This window comes from Winogradskyella schleiferi, from assembly GCF_013394655.1.
Lineage (GTDB): Bacteria > Bacteroidota > Bacteroidia > Flavobacteriales > Flavobacteriaceae > Winogradskyella > Winogradskyella schleiferi.
The window spans coordinates 1,365,782-1,381,618 of the sequence record NZ_CP053351.1 but is presented as its reverse complement, the minus strand read 5'-3'; the positions used below and the strand labels follow the sequence as shown (position 1 = coordinate 1,381,618).

The following is a 15,837-nucleotide window of genomic DNA, read 5'->3' as shown; positions in this document are numbered from 1 at the left end:
CGCGAAGTTAGTATTAATGTGCATTACATGAATATTTAGAACCACTTATATTTAAAAAATAAAAAATCCAAAGTCAAAGACTCAGGATTAATTAAACTATTTTTTTATACGGCTTGGTTTATTGGAGAATGATGTTCATGAACAATTTTCCAACCACTTTTAGTTTTGAGACATAACAAGGATTCTCCTCTCTTCCATTCCTAACTTCTCCATTCTTGAATTCTGTAAATTTTGGACCATAAGCACGAAAAGAAATTAGTTTGTTTAAATCTCCTTCTCTTGCACGTTGTGCAATACTATCCATGGTAAGTTTAACCACACGTTGTGCATCTGAAAATGGATCATTTAATAAATCAACTTCAACTTCTTTGATTTCATTTTTTTCTTCCTTTTATTTACAACCCATTGTTATAAGTCCAAAGACCATAGTAAGCACAACTAAGAATTTTACTTTTATAATTTATAAATATTTGATTAATAGCCTCTTGCGAGGTTGTAAAATAATATTTAAACTTTATTCTTTAGAAAAAATCAATGCGAATGAGTTAGAATTTAATTGTAAAAACCGCAGAGAAAACCAATGAGAAATGACGGTTATATCATCAAATAAGAAAGATTGGTTTTTTAGATGGTATATCACATTTTCAGATTATGCCACCATTATTGAGCCTGAACGTTTCAAGCTAAGAATTATGGATATTTTAAAACAGGCGGTGGATAAACTGTAAGTTTAGAGTTTATAATCTATTTTAACGTCTACTTTTTATGTCGCATAAGCACCAGAAGAATAAGTTAATTCATAACTGTGCGTATAAATTTCGAATACAATTCCAAATGGATCCTGAACATAGACCATTTTATATGGTTTATCGTTTGGGTAATACTCCCTTATCGGCATCCTTTGTTTTCCACCTGCTTCAACTATTTTTTTGGTTAGATTTTCGATATCTGGATCTTGAACACAAAAGTGAAATAGTCCTGTGTTAAATGGATTAAATTCAGGTGCTTCCTTAGTGCCGTGAGGGAAAGAAAAAAGCTCAATTCCAATGCCGTCAGAAGTTGACATATGGGCAATTTCAAATTCTTCCCAATCATCTCCAAATACATCAATGCACATTTGTCCGATTGCAGTATCACGTTCTTTTCTAACAGGTGATGGTTTCATAATTACATACCATCCCATAATTTCTTCATAGAATTTTACAGCTTTATGAATATCAGGTACAGTAATTCCAATATGTGAAAATGATTTTGGATATTTTATTTCTTTCATAAGATTGTGTTTTTAATAAGATTGTGTTAAATTATGTAGCCTTTATTCGGGACGGGGCAGCATTACGTAGAACGGTCTCACCTACTTATGGTCATTGTTGGCATTTCGTTATTTTACAAATTTAAAAGTTTGTACATTATTGATATTCAATAAATATATTCCGTTTGTTAGGTTGCTTATATTAATCGAATTATTATTATTTGAATTAGACATTCTTTCTAAAACCTTTGAGCCAGTTAAATTAAAAATTTTAACACTATATTTTTCATTAGTTAAACCGTTAATTTGCAACTCATTTTGATTATTGTAAATTGATAAATTTGAGAACTGATTGTTAAAGTCATTTACAGATAGGGTCAAATCTTCTTTTGTTACAATTTTTCCGCTATCTTCTTGAGGCATGTACAAATTTGTGCCTGAAATCACAACGTCTCTTAAAAATTCAGGATTTGCATCATTATCAAAAGCCTCGGTTGTTATATTAGATGGATTTAAAAAAGGTGCTTTTTTAATCAAGCCACCGTCAGAAAAATATAAGAAGTCATTATAAACATAAACACCTCTAACGTTTGCATTTGTTATAAATGAATTTAGCACTGGCATAGATAATGTAATATCAATAGAATAAATAATTCCAATTCCACCGCCAGCGTCTCTATCTCCAATATATAAAACATCTCCATTAAATTCCATGTCTTGTGGATTTGTAAGACCAGTTACAACTGTATCAACAGGTGGATTTGTCATTGTGACATCTATTTTTTTAAGTGCTATTCCACCACCGGATAAATCTTCATCTGTAAAATAAAGCTCATCATTAAACTTAGCAATTGTTGCTATGTAACCAAAACCTGAAGATATTAGCGTTAAGGAACTCGGCGTATTTACGTTAAAACTAATCAAAGAACTTTCACCTGTATTTTCATCATATCTAGATATGTAAATAATGTCGCCTTCTTTGAATATACCACCAATTCCAAATCCATTTGCTGTTGTAAAAGTCACGTTACTACTTGGGTTCGAATCTGTTAAATCAATTTCTAATATCTCTGTTGGTGTAGCAACACCTATCACATAAATAATATTGTTATCAATAATTAGCCTACTAGGTTCATTGGTAAGACCAGTAACAAAGTCAGATACTTGGGCTTGTAAATAAAAAGACGTAATTAATAATGTAAAAAGTAATCTTGTTTTCATAATTTAATTTTTAAGTTCAATATTAATGGTTTATAAAATTTATTTCAATACCTAATGTTTAAATTTATATAGCCTTTATTCAGGACGGGTCAACATTACGTACAACGGTTGTGTATGGTTAGTTTCGTGTTTAAGCAACTAATTTAGTAAACAAAAACGAACGCGAGAAAATTCTAGAGGATTTTTCCAAGTAGGTACTTGCCAAAGCAATCAATTATACACGGTGCTGGCAACAGTTTTTTTGTCTATTCTTTTTTCAACAATTCATTCAATACTTTCCTTGAACTTTCATTACCTAACTCTACTGCTTTTGTATAGCTTTTGATGGCTTTATCGTTCATATTATATTTTAAGTAAGCTTCACCAAGTGAATCCCATAAATTGCCATCTTCAGGGAATAATTTCGCATTAAGCTTAAATAGTTCCAACGCCCAAGCAGGTTTTTCCTCTTTTTTCAATCTGCTATATCCTAGTTGATTTAGTATTGCATGGTCGTTAAATTCATTATTAAGTTCTTTCTTTAAAAAATCTGGTAATTTTTCTGCATTTACAGATGGATTCGTTTTCATAAATTCATGAATTAATTCATAAATGTTCTTGGAAATTGGTGTTGTGGTATAATTTGAATCAAAAATCATTTTACCTATTTCTCGGGCAACGTTTTCTGATTCACCACCTAAAAATGCATTTGTTATGTATATAACAACTACATCATCATCCAAAAATCTAACAAAATCTGCAAAATACAATCCATTACTACCATTATGAGCAACGATTTTCGTGTCTCTATTACTTTGAGATATTGCCCAACCATAACCATAGTACGAAGTCATTTTATCATTTTCGGCTACATACGGTGTTTCTTGGATTTCTTTAGTTTTTGATGTTAAAACAACCTTGTTTTTTAAAGCTAAATGCCATTTATATAAATCTTCAATGGTGGAATGAATGTCTCCCTTACCTATACTATACCAATGTTTGTCATTGAAAGGAAGGTGCTGTTGGGTTGTGCCCCAATCTTCCCATTGCTCATCATTTCTATTATAGTAGTAGCCATGTGCTAGTCGTTCTGTACTAAAGTTGATGCTTTTATATCCTGTGCTTTTCATTTGAGAAGGTTCAAACAAATAGTCATTTAGAAAAGAACTATACGTTTGCCCTGAAACGGACTCCAATATAACCGTTAACATAATGTAGTTGGCATTTGCATATTGGTACTTTTCGCCTGGTTTAGATTGTAATTCTGATTCAAAGAATTCTTTTAGAAACTGTTGTTTACTTGCCTCATTATATCTAAAACCACCAGTTCTATTAGAAATACCTGATGTGTGAGTTAATAATTGATGAATAGTTATATCCCTTTTATCAATAGGTGTCTGGGTAATATATGAACTTATTTTATCTGATGTTTTAATTTTTCCTTGTTCTACAAGTTTTAAAATAGCCGATGCTGTAAATTGTTTAGTTACAGAACCAATATTAAAAACTGTTGATGGTGAGTTGGGAATTTTATTTTCCCTATCTGCCCATCCATATCCTTTGGATAAAATAATTTCACCTTTTTTAGAGACTAAAACAACTCCAGAAAAGCCATTTGTTACGCTCGATTCCAAATAAGTGTCAATTTTATTGAAGAGCGCTTTATGTGTGTTTTGTGAGAAAGAGCTTAATGTTAAAAAGGTTAAGAAAACGAAAATTAGTTCTTTAATAGATGAATTCATTTTTTGATTTTTTTGATTGATTGATTGACTGATTGACTGATTGACTGATTGACTGATTGACTGTTTGATTAATTGATGAATAAGTCTGTCAGTTTTCTATTATGTTACAGCTTTTATTCAAATTGCTGCCAACGTGTTCCTTTAGTTTGTAATAATATATTTATAAAGAAAAAGAGGAGAACTATCACGTGTTTTAGATTAGCGATCCCTTACACGTACGAGTCCTCTCTTTCTATAAAGTTGCGTGTTATGGCTAGTTGTGTTGGCTAGCACTAAGTTAGTAAATAGAAAACGAACCAGAGGAACATCCGTAGGATTTTCTGAGTAATCTATCACTAGCAATTAGTTATACATTTTATTAGCTAAAATTTAATTCACAAAATACATTTCCAATTCTCCTTTTCCCTTTGCATGGATCTTTCCTCGAGAAAAGCATGCAAATTCATTTTTAATCAGTTTATAGGTAGATGAAGATATATTGATTTTACCTACTTCACCAGCGGATTCTATTCTGCTGGCGGTATTTATAGTGTCACCAAAAAGGTCGTATGCAAACTTCTTTTTGCCTACAACACCTGCTACTACAGTTCCTGAATGTATTCCAATCCTCATTCTCCATTTTATGTCATAGCTTTTATTTCGCTCCTCAAGGTAGGATTGCATCATTTGTGCTGCTCTAATGCAATTAGCAGCATGATTTGTCATTTCTTTTTCAAGGCCACATGCTGCCATATATGCATCACCAATCGTTTCAATCTTTTCAACTTCCGTTTCTTCCATTATTTCATCGAATCGACCAAAAATGTCATTGAGTTCATTGACCAAAGTGATTGCTGATATAGATGCCACAAGCCCTGTAAATCCTTCAAAATCAGTGAATAAAATAGTGACATTCTTATGCCTTTCAGGAATTGTCTTACCGCTTTCTTTTAAGTCCCTGACTATCTTTGCTGGTAGAATATTGTGCAGAAGATCATCTGATTTTTTCTGTTCAACCATTAAAGATTCTTCTGATTTATCAATTAGAATAGACATACTTGCTATGAGTATGAGGCAAATAAATCCAGTAATGCTGATATTAACTATTTGTGATATGTAGGGATCTAATCCGCTAAAATGAGCTTTTATATTTGATTGAAATATTACAGTAACAATCAAAGTCAGGCAAGCTAGAATACTAAAGACATGGGCTATGTTCCTTGCCTTTCTGGGAAAAGTCATGTATGGTAGGATAATAATTAGGAAACAAACAACTGCAACCCCTGAAGAATAGCCCAACAAATAAAGAAACAAGAGAACAGACATATAAGATGCTAGAATAAGCCATACGGAAGCCAAGACTCGCCACCCTTTCCTGTTGAATATTAACGCTATTAGAAACATCAATCCCAAGAAAGTATTGCTCCCGTAAATCACTAATGCGTCTGTGAGAAACAATGCAACTAACATCCAAGCTACATTATAAATTACTCCTAAAACGGATGCAATATTCGTTACACGAAAATATCTGATTTCAGTGATTGAAGCGTCATAGTAAGCGCCAATTTCAACCATTCTTTGAAAGAATCTAGATTTGTTTTTATCATAAGTTGACATAAGTGCTTCTCAATTTCTAATGTTTACTAACTTCTTTTCTATTGTAGCCAACGGCCTAAATAAACGTCCATTTTAATGGCGTTTATTTTTTGTTAGCATCAGTTTTTGGCTGTTGTTGCGTTGAGCAATGTATTCCACCTCCGTCCCAATTCTGAGGCATGAAGTCAAGAAATACGATTTTTCTATCAGGGAATTGCTTTTTAAATATCTGCTCGACTTCTTTCTCTCTTTTTTTAGAAGTGCCCATTTTAGTATAAGTTGGTAGAATTACCAAGCCATTAGTGACCAGATAGTTCATATAACTTGCTGCAGGTATTCTCAATAATGTGTCTCCCTCTTGCGGTCTTTCAGACGGAATAAACCACCTAGGAGATAAGTCAAGTGAATTCTCAGAAAAGTCTATATCTTCTGTAGCTATAATTTTCTTAGTAATAAGTTCTGGTAATGGAATCTTTACAATGGTAAATGGCTTGCCATCCTGATCGGTAGAACGTTCAAGAATCCTAAGATTCTCACTCATTCTTTCATAGTTTATTTTATTTATAGGGTTCAAATCCTTTTCATCCTCGTCAACCCAAGCCAATAAAATCGTGTTCGGATCCGAAAATCGTACGAATTCGTCTGAATGTTGCACACCTCCACCGACATAATTGTCAGCAATTCTTCTATAAAACCCATTTGGATCATCTGCCAAGCTTTGTTTGAGCCAAATGATGTTAGAGACTCCAAGAACCCTTTCAAACTCTTTTTCAATTTCTTCTTTAGTACGATTGGGATTTCTATTAATTACAGCACTTTCACATATAATGAGTGTTCCTTTCCCATTCACTTCGATATTGCCTCCTTCATGTACAATACTCGTTTTTTTTATAACAGCATTTTCAACTTTTGCCATTAGACTGCCAACCTTAGCTGTTTCAGGGTTAATCCAAAGTTCTGAGTATTTACGAATGCTATCGACATTACCCTTATGCATTAATCGTAAAAATTCGGGAAGGCCATATTGATCAAAGCCAAAATCTGCAACGCCTAATTCACCTTTTTTATTGACTAAAAATGCCGCACCATAGTCACGAATCCAATATTGATCGCCTGGTATGACATAAAATTCTATTCTGGTACTGTCTGCCTTTTGATGACTCAGGTATTTCTTTGCTACCTGTAACAGGCTATCTGATGATACAGCAACTTTGACTTTTACTGTAGGTGTAAGCGTCTTTATTAACTCAGCTATTCCCTGATGAAATTGTGTTTTTTTTCTTTCTCTCCAGCCTAGCCAAATAGCATCGTGAGTTTCCCATTCAGCTGGCATATAAAACGCTGCGTCATCAATGTCTTGTTCACCATTTTTTTGATTGCAACTAAAAATGCTAAGTAGAATAAATATGGTTAAAATATAATATTTCATTGTTGATGATTTTATTGATGCTAACGTGCTTGTGAATGATTTCGTTGCGTGTTTAAGCACTAAAGTTAGCAAATAAATCACAGATAGAAAGTCCGTGAGTCCCGATAACTATCGGGATTCGTAAGTAAGCTATTAGCCATTAATTTTATACGGCTTAAGTTTACAATTCATTAAATTAGAGCATAAATCAGAAAAGACAAAAGAGAGGAATAAGGTTAATATATACGCAGAGACTTTAGATCTCGTCAACATTGAAAATCCCCTCTCTTTTCTACACAGATTTCGTACAGTTCCCCGCCTGAACGGACGGGCAGGTATAAGGCTTTTAGACCTCGATTTTAAGTCGTTGAAACTCGCGTAGATCGTCCTTTCAAAAAAAACATTTTCTTATGAATAAAGATATTAAATATTTTGGAATTGACATTAGTCATTTAGTTTTCGATGTCACCGATTCTGATGGTAATTATTATCAGTTTAAAAACAATGAATTTGGCTTTAAAAAGTTTACGAAACTTTTAAATAATAAGAGTCATTGCGTCATGGAAGCCACAGGTTATTACCATTATCAGTTGGCTTATCATTTACTGGAATCTGGTATAAAAGTATCGGTGGAAAATCCATTGTCAGTGAAACGTTTCATACAAATGGGACTATCAAAAGTAAAGACCGATAAGAGCGATTCCAAACTTATATGTGCTTATGCTGAGCAAGTAGAATTAAAGCTATGGATAGGTAATTCTAAGGAAGAAATAGAATGCCTCCAAATCGTCAGAACCCTTTCTGTGTATACAAAACAAAGTACTATGCTAAAAAACAAAATACACGGTGAAGCTGTTTTGGGCAATCCAAGTAAGATTGTTGTAACGTCTTTAAAACGTAGCTTAAGGCAACTGACAAAAGAGATAAAAACCTTAGAGGAAATGCTTTTGGTTTTAGTAAAACAATCGCATCAGGATCTGTTTACACGTTTAAAGACCATTCCAGGTATTGGTCCAAAAACAGCTATTATGTTGGTGGTTTTAACAGGAGGTTTTGATCGTTTTACAAGCGCAAGTGAGCTGTGCAGTTACGCAGGTCTGACTCCAGTAATTAGGCAAAGCGGAAGTAGTGTAAAAGGCCGACCGAGAATAAGTAAAATAGGAAACCAGAAACTGAGAAATTTATTGTTTATGTGCAGTTTTAATGCATGTAAATACAACAAGGCTTGCCGAGATCTTTACGAGCGAATTGTGGCCAAAGGAAAGAGCAAAAAACTAGCGTTAATTGCCGTTTGTAATAAGCTGCTAAAACAGGCCTTTGCAATCGCTAAATCAGGATTAATATATGATGGAAATTATAAAAGTACTTTAGTGAAAAATTAATGAGTTTTTACTTGTTTTTTGCCACAGTACTTTGTTGTGCTTTCGTTTTTTATTTATAAATGGTAATTGTACTCTAACAATTAATACCAGCCTAACGCTTTTAACCTTTTAATATCACTGTCAATATATGCTTGATTTAGGCTGTCTGAATTGTCTAAATACTTTATACGTAATTCTTTTAGCTTTTTATGCAGTTTAGTTTGAACCTCTAAATAATTGGGATTGTTATATAAATTATTCAATTCTTGTGGATCTTCTTTGAGATCATATAACTCCCATTCATCTATATCATAATAGAAATGAATTAGTTTATAGCGATTGGTACGAATTCCGAAATGCCGTTTGACCATGTGAATGCCTGGATACTCATAGTAATGATAGTACAGTGCATCACGCCAGTATTTATTGTTATAATTAAAAAGTGGTTTTAAACTTAAGCCTTGCATGTCTTCAGGAATATCAATTCCTGCAACATCTAAAACCGTTGATGCAAAATCTATATTCTGAACCAAATCTGTGTTCACGCTTCCTGCTTTTATGTGCTTAGGATAACGAATTAATAATGGTGTTCTAAATGATTCTTCATACATAAAACGCTTGTCAAACCAACCATGTTCTCCTAAATAAAAACCTTGGTCGGATGTGTAAACAACCATAGTGTTTTCGGTTAAATTATTTTCATCTAAATAATCTAGTAAACGACCAACATTTCTATCAACGCTTTTAATTACACCCAGATAATCTTCCATGTAACGTTGGTATTTCCAAAGTGTTAAGGCTTGACCTTTCGGTGCGTTCTTTAAAAAATCTTCATTAATTGGTCCATACACTTTTTGCCATTGCTCTTGTTCAGTTTCAGTAAGTCGATTAAAGCGTTCAATATAAGCCCCTTTGTACCAGTCTAAAAATTCGTCATAATTGAGTCGTTCTAAAATTTCGGGTGCTATTTTATTATCGGCACTTAAAGCCATGTGATCTGAAATACGCATTTCCGCATCTTTAGAAGCTTTGCTTTTAGTTTTGTATTCGTCAAAAAGGGTCTCTGGGATAGGGATTTTCTTGTATTTGAAATCTTCCAAATCATGCATAGATGGCCACCTTTGACGATGTGGTGCTTTATGATTATACATGAGCATAAAGGGCTTGCTAGAATCACGTTGCTTCTCAAGATAGTTGATCACCTTATCCGTAATGACATTAGTCACATAGCCTTTTTCTTTGATTTCGCCTTTCATGGTTAAAAATTCAGGGTGATAATAATGACCTTGATCAGGTAATACCTCCCAATAATCAAATCCTTTTGGTTCTGATTTTAAATGCCATTTGCCGTAAATAGCTGTTTCATAACCTGCCTTTTGAAGCAACTTAGGAAAGGTGATTTGTATGGTATCAAACACATCGAGGTTATCTCTCACAGAATTTAAATGACTAAACTTTCCCGTTAATGCTACAGCGCGACTCGGTGAACAGATGGAATTTGTCACGTAAGCTTTGTTGAAAATCATTCCTTCATCTGCAATCCTATCGATATTAGGAGTGGAGATTAGGTGGTCGTCATAAGCACTTAGAGCCTGGTATGCATGATCATCGGTAATGATAAACACAATATTAGGTTGATCAGTAACTTCTGCTTTCTCAGCTTCTTTACAGGTTGTGAAGGCCACTAAAACCGTCAATAAATAAATTATTTTTCTCATTTTTTCTTTTTTGATTACTGGCAATTAGTTTTGAATTTCAATAATATATGCCGTTTTTGGAGTCACTTCAAAATTTTCAGAAAAGTTTATGTTTTGACCTGAAATAATATCAGTTCCAGTGGAATCCAAGTTTAAAACTTCAGCATATTTGTTGAACGACAGGCTAAATGGCTTTTTAGTTTTACTCAATAAAACCAAGATTTGCTTGTCTTCAAAAGTTCTCACATAAGAGTAAACTCCATTTTCAGGTGCAAATTGAATCAGGTTTCCTTGGTGCACTACCTTAGCATTTTTTCTCCAGTTGAATATTTTTGAAGTGAAGTTCAGGATGTCTTTTTGTTGAGTAGATAGTTCTTCACCAGTAAATGCATTTACAGCATCACCTTCCCATCCACCTGGAAAATCAGTTCTAATAATTCCATGGTCTCTTGGAGCTCCAGTATTGCTCATTGCAATTTCAGTTCCGTAATACAATTGTGGAATTCCACGCATAGTTGCCGTATAAACCAATCCCATCTTGTACAAATCAACATCTTCATTTACCTGAGTAAAGAAACGGTCCATATCGTGGTTGTCAGGGAAAATGACTAAGTCTTCTGGGTGACTGTATAAGAAGTCGTTTGCCAACATTTCATATAATTTGATAAATCCTGAATTCCAGCTTTCGTTTTCATCATTTAGTGATTCTGCTAATGCATGTTGTATCGGGAAATCCATTAAGCTAGGCAGACAAGAAGTATAACCATCATGATTTACTTTATCGGCTTGCCAGTAAGAAACTATGGCTGGGTTCACAGTCCATTCTTCACCAACAATTGAGAAGTTTGGATATTCAGTCATAACAGCGCAAGTCCAATCGCTCATAAAATCTTTGTCAGGGTAAGGATACGTATCCATTCTAATTCCTGCAATTCCAGAGTACTCAATCCACCACAATGTGTTTTGAATTAAATAGTCAGCCATCAATGGATTCTTTTGGTTTAAATCAGGCATCGTCTTTACAAACCATCCATCGGAGAAGGCTTTTTTATCGTATTCTGAAGCGTAAATGTCTTGAACTGTTTGTCTCTTATGACTCGTTTTTACAAAGTTGTCCTGATTGTTAATCCAGTCTTCCATCGGTGGATCCAATACAAACCAGTGTTCAGAACCAGAGTGATTCAAGATCATGTCCATAATCACAATCATGTCTTTTTCCTTAGCCTTTGTAATGAAATCAACATATTCTTCATTGGTTCCATATCTTCGATCTACTTTGTAAAAGTCTGTAGCAGCATAACCGTGGTATGAAAACGTTTCCATATCGTTTTCAATTATTGGGTTGATCCAAATGGCTGTACTTCCAATACTTGAAATATAATCCAAACTGTTTAGCATACCAGCAATATCACCACCATGACGTCCCATTTTGTCATTGCGATTTAGCTTATCAGGCATATCTTCAAACTCATCGTTTGCAGTATCTCCATTGGCAAAACGATCTGGTGTGATTAAGTAAATCATATCCTCAGGACTAAACCCTTCTACCAGTGCAGCATCTTCAGCTCTTTCTTTCAGCTCGAAGTTGTATGTTTCAACTACTCGTTTTCCTTTTTTAAACTCAATAGGAACTATTCCAGCATAGGCATTTTCAGGAATGCTAACATAAATGAAAATGTAATTCGGGTTTATGGTTTTAATGGTCTTGTTTAGAATGAGGTTCTCGTTGTCGATATTGACATCAAGAGAAGCGATGTTGTCACCGTAAATTAATAGTTGTAATTCGGACCATTGCATGTCGGTCCACCAGTTTGCTGGTTCAACTTTTTCAATCTTTTGAGCGCTCATTTGAATGCTGCAAAAAGTGATTAATAGGAGGATAATTCTTTTCATTTTATTCATAATTAATTGTTCTTTATTTGGAAGGTTGTTTTTCTTAAAATAGTTTTACCAAATGGTACTAACTCGACATCTAATTCTTTGTTATTAGTCGAGTCGTATAGTTTTCCAGATACTTTCCCGTTAGATTCAGATACGGTTCCGGGTATGATTTCGTAGTTCCTTGCATCCTCGTTTTTAGGTAAAGCATGGTAATCTCTGAAATTAGTTCCTTCGTAAGTTTTGATTGTTTTCTCAGTGTGAGGAATAGCGTAAGCATAAACAACAGGTCCTTGCTGCACGTAAACTTCATCCTCAACATTGTTTAATTCTAAAGGGTTGTCGAACGTTACGGTGAAAGTTTCTTCGCCATTCCAAGTTTTAGTTACTGCATAAAAATCATTCTCAAGCTGCGCTTCACTTCCAGCGAATTCCACTCTTTTTGACCATTGAGGTTTTCTGAATTTCAAACTCAACTCAACCGGTTCAGAAGTCTGTACTCTAAATGTAACCTGATTGTTCCAAGGGTAGTTAGTTTCCTGCTCAATTGAAATGTTTACTCCATTGATTTCAGTTGTCAATTCAGATGGACCATACATTAAAATCATGATGGCGTCATCTGATTTCATATACATCTGGTGTAAGAAATAAGGCAAGTTTCTTCCATAGTTAGGTACACAACAAACTGCTGGTTCAGAATGCGTAGGAGAGTACTTGTATCGTGGCTCGTCTTTCACTTCTCCGTGTTTATGATGTTTTCCATCGATGGTATAACTGTTGTCAAATTTCGAATAAGTGATTGCTGTTCCGTCCTGATTTCTCGCTCCTAACATAGCGTTGTAAGTCAGTTTTTCAGCGGCATCAGCAAAGGCAATATCTCCAGTTTTTTCTAACAGACTTCCATAAGAATTACGTAATTCTAACATGGCACAATATTCAGCAGCAGTTTCTGTTGGATCTGCTTTCAATTTTAATAACCATTCATCTGCATGACCAGCACCACTTGGTAAAATCACAGGCTCTAACTTTGCTAACATATTGTCGTATGCCTTAGCTAATTCTGGATATCCTGTATTGTAGTAGGCATTTACCATAGATCGAATGTGCTCATACGTGTGCACGCCGTGTCCTTCAAAGAGTGAATCACGTTCACTAAGAAATGGATATCGTAAGTCGTTAAATGAGCGATTTATTGAATAGGTTGAAAATGCTTTATACAAATACGTGGCATAATCTTGATAATTTTGATTTTTTGTGATTCTGAATAAGGTTTCGCAAACATCCGTCAGCATCAATCCATGGGTAACACCACCAAAAGCATTCTTCAGATAAAAGGGGTTTTTACCTGATTCTCCATAGTTTTTCATGGTGAGTTTCATGGCTTTTTCAACAGCGTCTAAAACTCGTTTGTCTTGTGTAAATTCATAGTAGGCAAGCATGGTTCTAAATGCGGTTGTCTGCGCCCAAAGCTCACCGTTAGAACCTTCGTGTTGGTAACGCAAATTAGGCTTGTAAATCCCTATGTAACCATCCGCATCCTGAGAGTTCAAAAGGTTTTCGATAATTTTATGAGATTGCTGTATGGCTTCCTGATGATTAGTCATAAAAGCATGTCTGATAAATCCATCCCACCAGTTTCCAATGGTTTCCGCATTCCACCACATGATGGATTTTTCCCATTCTGCACCAGTAAGTACCAGGTCACCCATTTCTGGGATATCTTCCATGCCGCCTCTTCGTGCCGTGTAATATAGATCATCTGATTTAATTCCTGGATACAACTCGCCTAAGGCACCTACAATGCCTTGTTCTAAATCGCTTTTCATCATGTTAAGAATCCAACCTTTAGGCTGTACACTTCCTGATGGTAATTGTTCAAATTTGGGTTGTATGGGTTGCTTTGGAGTATTGAAAAACGCTAACTGTTCAGAATCATCAATAATAGTATTGGCGACTTTATTTACGTTATTACTGAAATTCTCGCCTTGAGAATTTTGATTTTCCTCCTTACAAGACAATAAAGCGAATACAACCATCATAATTACTGACTTTTTCATAATAGCTGAGATTTTAGGTAATCCTTCATTTTTATATTGAGTTCTCTCTGATCTGAAAGCGGTTCTTGTATAAATGGAGCTTGTGGCATATACGGAAATGGTCCAAATTCAGGGGTAATGGTTAATTGCTTTCCTCTCTTCTTTTGATAATCTAAGGTGTCTTTCCAAATGGTTGTAAATCGCTCTAAATGCTGAGACCACTCAGGTGCAAAAGGATTATTCACTTGTGAAGCTTGTTCGGTTCCTACTCTTGCATGCAAATGGGCGATGTGCGGAATTATCCTTTCAATAGCTTCTTCTTGGTCGTAAAGCAGGCATTCTGAAACGACACACCAATGCGAAAAGTCACCCACAAATTTCAGGCGAGGAAAAACATCTAAATAACGTAATGTGGTTTGAGAATGAAAGGTGAAGCGCCCTCGGTGAATTTCGTGATACACCGGAATACCAGATTTCATTGAAAATTCCTCAATGGCATCAATAATTTTACAATTATCACTAAATGAATAATAATCTTTGCCAGTGTGAGAATTGATGAAATCGGGCTGATAGTGCACCATTTCAGACAACCTTTTTAGAACTTTATCAAGATACTCTTGTGGTGTTTCTTTTTTGATGCCAAAAACTTGTTGTACACCGCAAATAAATTCTGGACGCTCTCTTCTTATTCCATTTAATACATTGTAGAAATTAGTTTCAAACACATCATCCTTAGGAATATTAATTTCAACACCATCATATTCTTCATTTTTTACATAATCAATAAACGATTTAGGTTGATGATCTTCGCTTCCCCAATACGGACAGAGGTATTTAATTTCCATACAAAACAGGATTTAAAGGCGTGTTGATCACTTCTCCAATTTTAGCTCCCGGACACCAAGTTTCCCAATCGTTTTGTTGACCATCATTAGAAGGTTCTTTCAATCTCATATTTTTATCCATATAAATAATGGTCATGACTTTGCGTATATGATTAGTCGTATTTGTGCCAGCACGATGGAATACCCATCCAGAATGAAAGCTGATCTCACCAGCATCAAATGGTTCAATAACATGCTTGTAATCTGTGACTTTTAATCGTTTTTCTATTTGGGCTTCACTATCATCACTAATCGATAAATCTCTTCCATGTAAAATTTGATGACTTCCTGCGCTAAATTCTAATGGTCCCATTTCTAAAGGCGTTTTCTGTAAAGGTATCCATGCAGTAATTGTTTTATCTGTCGCCAAAGGCCAATAATGCTGGTCTGCATGCCAAGGGGTAATTCCACCACCAGCTTCTTTGAAAAGTGCTTGATCGTGATATAGACGAACGCCTTCGACGTCCATTAGATCTGCAGCTATTTTTGCAATACGTTTACTGAATATTAATTCTTTTATAATTTCATCTTGCTGCCATAAATTAAACAGTTGCAAAAATGCTTTCCCATAGGTGTTTCGATCTTCAAGAGGTGTTTCAACATCATTCAATTCATCAACCTTATTACTGATAATGACATTATAATAGTTAAGGGTCTCTTCATCCAATACATCCTTAAGTTTGATGTAACGATATTGATTATAAAAATCAATTTGTTCTTGAGAAAGAGAGTAATGTTGATTCAAGATATCTGTTGCTACCATTATTTTCTGATTTTTGGATATTCAAAATTAATAGCAGATTT

Annotated in this window: 13 protein-coding genes; 2 read left to right on the top strand and 11 right to left on the bottom strand. The window is 34.6% G+C overall.

Annotated elements, in window-relative coordinates; genetic code table 11:
* Positions 1-118: 118 nt before the first annotated feature.
* Positions 119-304: a hypothetical protein gene (locus tag HM990_RS19825; protein WP_229719390.1), complete on the bottom strand. Its 186-nt coding sequence runs from the start codon at positions 302-304 to the stop codon at positions 119-121.
* Between the two features lie 283 nt (positions 305-587).
* On the opposite strand from HM990_RS19825, the gene HM990_RS05970 reads away from it, so the two are divergent.
* Entirely contained in the window at positions 588-728 is a 141-nt protein-coding gene (locus tag HM990_RS05970; protein WP_178988055.1) for a hypothetical protein, read from the top strand.
* A 35-nt stretch (positions 729-763) separates the two neighbouring features.
* Here the strand turns inward: HM990_RS05970 and HM990_RS05965 are convergent, their stop codons facing one another.
* The 5 genes from HM990_RS05965 to HM990_RS05945 all read right to left on the bottom strand — a co-directional run bounded on the left by HM990_RS05965 (position 764) and on the right by HM990_RS05945 (position 7,258).
* The gene (locus tag HM990_RS05965; protein WP_178988054.1) at positions 764-1,273 is read right to left on the bottom strand and encodes a lactoylglutathione lyase family protein; all 510 of its coding nucleotides are present in this window, start codon (positions 1,271-1,273) and stop codon (positions 764-766) included.
* A gap of 108 nt (positions 1,274-1,381) precedes the next feature.
* On the bottom strand, positions 1,382-2,473 hold the full coding sequence (locus tag HM990_RS05960; protein WP_178988053.1) for a T9SS type A sorting domain-containing protein: 1,092 nt from the start codon (positions 2,471-2,473) through the stop codon (positions 1,382-1,384).
* A gap of 245 nt (positions 2,474-2,718) precedes the next feature.
* Complete coding sequence (locus HM990_RS05955) at positions 2,719-4,194, bottom strand: serine hydrolase domain-containing protein (RefSeq protein WP_178988052.1); 1,476 nt, start codon at positions 4,192-4,194, stop codon at positions 2,719-2,721.
* A gap of 369 nt (positions 4,195-4,563) precedes the next feature.
* Complete coding sequence (locus HM990_RS05950; RefSeq protein WP_229719389.1) at positions 4,564-5,790, bottom strand: adenylate/guanylate cyclase domain-containing protein; 1,227 nt, start codon at positions 5,788-5,790, stop codon at positions 4,564-4,566.
* Positions 5,791-5,872: 82 nt separating this feature from the next.
* The gene (locus tag HM990_RS05945) at positions 5,873-7,258 is read right to left on the bottom strand and encodes an agmatine deiminase family protein (RefSeq protein ID WP_229719388.1); all 1,386 of its coding nucleotides are present in this window, start codon (positions 7,256-7,258) and stop codon (positions 5,873-5,875) included.
* Positions 7,259-7,587: 329 nt separating this feature from the next.
* Here HM990_RS05945 and HM990_RS05940 point away from each other — a divergent pair, with 329 nt between their 5' ends.
* Complete coding sequence (locus HM990_RS05940) at positions 7,588-8,559, top strand: IS110 family RNA-guided transposase (protein WP_178988051.1); 972 nt, start codon at positions 7,588-7,590, stop codon at positions 8,557-8,559.
* A gap of 80 nt (positions 8,560-8,639) precedes the next feature.
* Here HM990_RS05940 and HM990_RS05935 read toward each other — a convergent pair whose 3' ends face one another.
* The 5 genes from HM990_RS05935 to HM990_RS05915 are packed head-to-tail and all read right to left on the bottom strand — an operon-like array spanning position 8,640 to position 15,796.
* Positions 8,640-10,256, bottom strand: coding sequence for a sulfatase family protein (locus HM990_RS05935; RefSeq protein WP_178988050.1), 1,617 nt, complete (start codon positions 10,254-10,256; stop codon positions 8,640-8,642).
* A 24-nt stretch (positions 10,257-10,280) separates the two neighbouring features.
* A complete protein-coding gene (locus HM990_RS05930) occupies positions 10,281-12,128 on the bottom strand; it encodes a glycoside hydrolase family 13 protein (RefSeq protein ID WP_178988049.1) in 1,848 nt (615 codons plus the stop codon).
* Between the two features lie 11 nt (positions 12,129-12,139).
* A complete protein-coding gene (locus HM990_RS05925) occupies positions 12,140-14,170 on the bottom strand; it encodes a beta-L-arabinofuranosidase domain-containing protein (protein WP_178988048.1) in 2,031 nt (676 codons plus the stop codon).
* Entirely contained in the window at positions 14,167-14,994 is an 828-nt protein-coding gene (locus HM990_RS05920) for a sugar phosphate isomerase/epimerase (protein WP_178988047.1), read from the bottom strand. Before HM990_RS05920 ends, HM990_RS05925 begins: the two co-directional genes overlap by 4 nt.
* A complete protein-coding gene (locus HM990_RS05915; RefSeq protein ID WP_178988046.1) occupies positions 14,984-15,796 on the bottom strand; it encodes a phytanoyl-CoA dioxygenase family protein in 813 nt (270 codons plus the stop codon). The genes HM990_RS05920 and HM990_RS05915 overlap by 11 nt, the downstream gene beginning before the upstream one ends.
* Between the last annotated feature and the right edge of the window lie 41 nt (positions 15,797-15,837).

Coding starts and splice junctions, on each gene's coding strand:
- HM990_RS05955 (WP_178988052.1), bottom strand. CDS start 4,194: ATGAATTCATCTATTAAAGAACTAATTTTCGTTTTCTTAACCTTTTTA.
- HM990_RS05915 (WP_178988046.1), bottom strand. CDS start 15,796: ATGGTAGCAACAGATATCTTGAATCAACATTACTCTCTTTCTCAAGAA.
- HM990_RS05940 (WP_178988051.1), top strand. CDS start 7,588: ATGAATAAAGATATTAAATATTTTGGAATTGACATTAGTCATTTAGTT.
- HM990_RS05925 (WP_178988048.1), bottom strand. CDS start 14,170: ATGAAAAAGTCAGTAATTATGATGGTTGTATTCGCTTTATTGTCTTGT.
- HM990_RS05920 (WP_178988047.1), bottom strand. CDS start 14,994: ATGGAAATTAAATACCTCTGTCCGTATTGGGGAAGCGAAGATCATCAA.
- HM990_RS05960 (WP_178988053.1), bottom strand. CDS start 2,473: ATGAAAACAAGATTACTTTTTACATTATTAATTACGTCTTTTTATTTA.
- HM990_RS05950 (WP_229719389.1), bottom strand. CDS start 5,790: ATGTCAACTTATGATAAAAACAAATCTAGATTCTTTCAAAGAATGGTT.
- HM990_RS19825 (WP_229719390.1), bottom strand. CDS start 304: ATGGATAGTATTGCACAACGTGCAAGAGAAGGAGATTTAAACAAACTA.
- HM990_RS05935 (WP_178988050.1), bottom strand. CDS start 10,256: ATGAGAAAAATAATTTATTTATTGACGGTTTTAGTGGCCTTCACAACC.
- HM990_RS05930 (WP_178988049.1), bottom strand. CDS start 12,128: ATGAAAAGAATTATCCTCCTATTAATCACTTTTTGCAGCATTCAAATG.
- HM990_RS05965 (WP_178988054.1), bottom strand. CDS start 1,273: ATGAAAGAAATAAAATATCCAAAATCATTTTCACATATTGGAATTACT.
- HM990_RS05970 (WP_178988055.1), top strand. CDS start 588: ATGACGGTTATATCATCAAATAAGAAAGATTGGTTTTTTAGATGGTAT.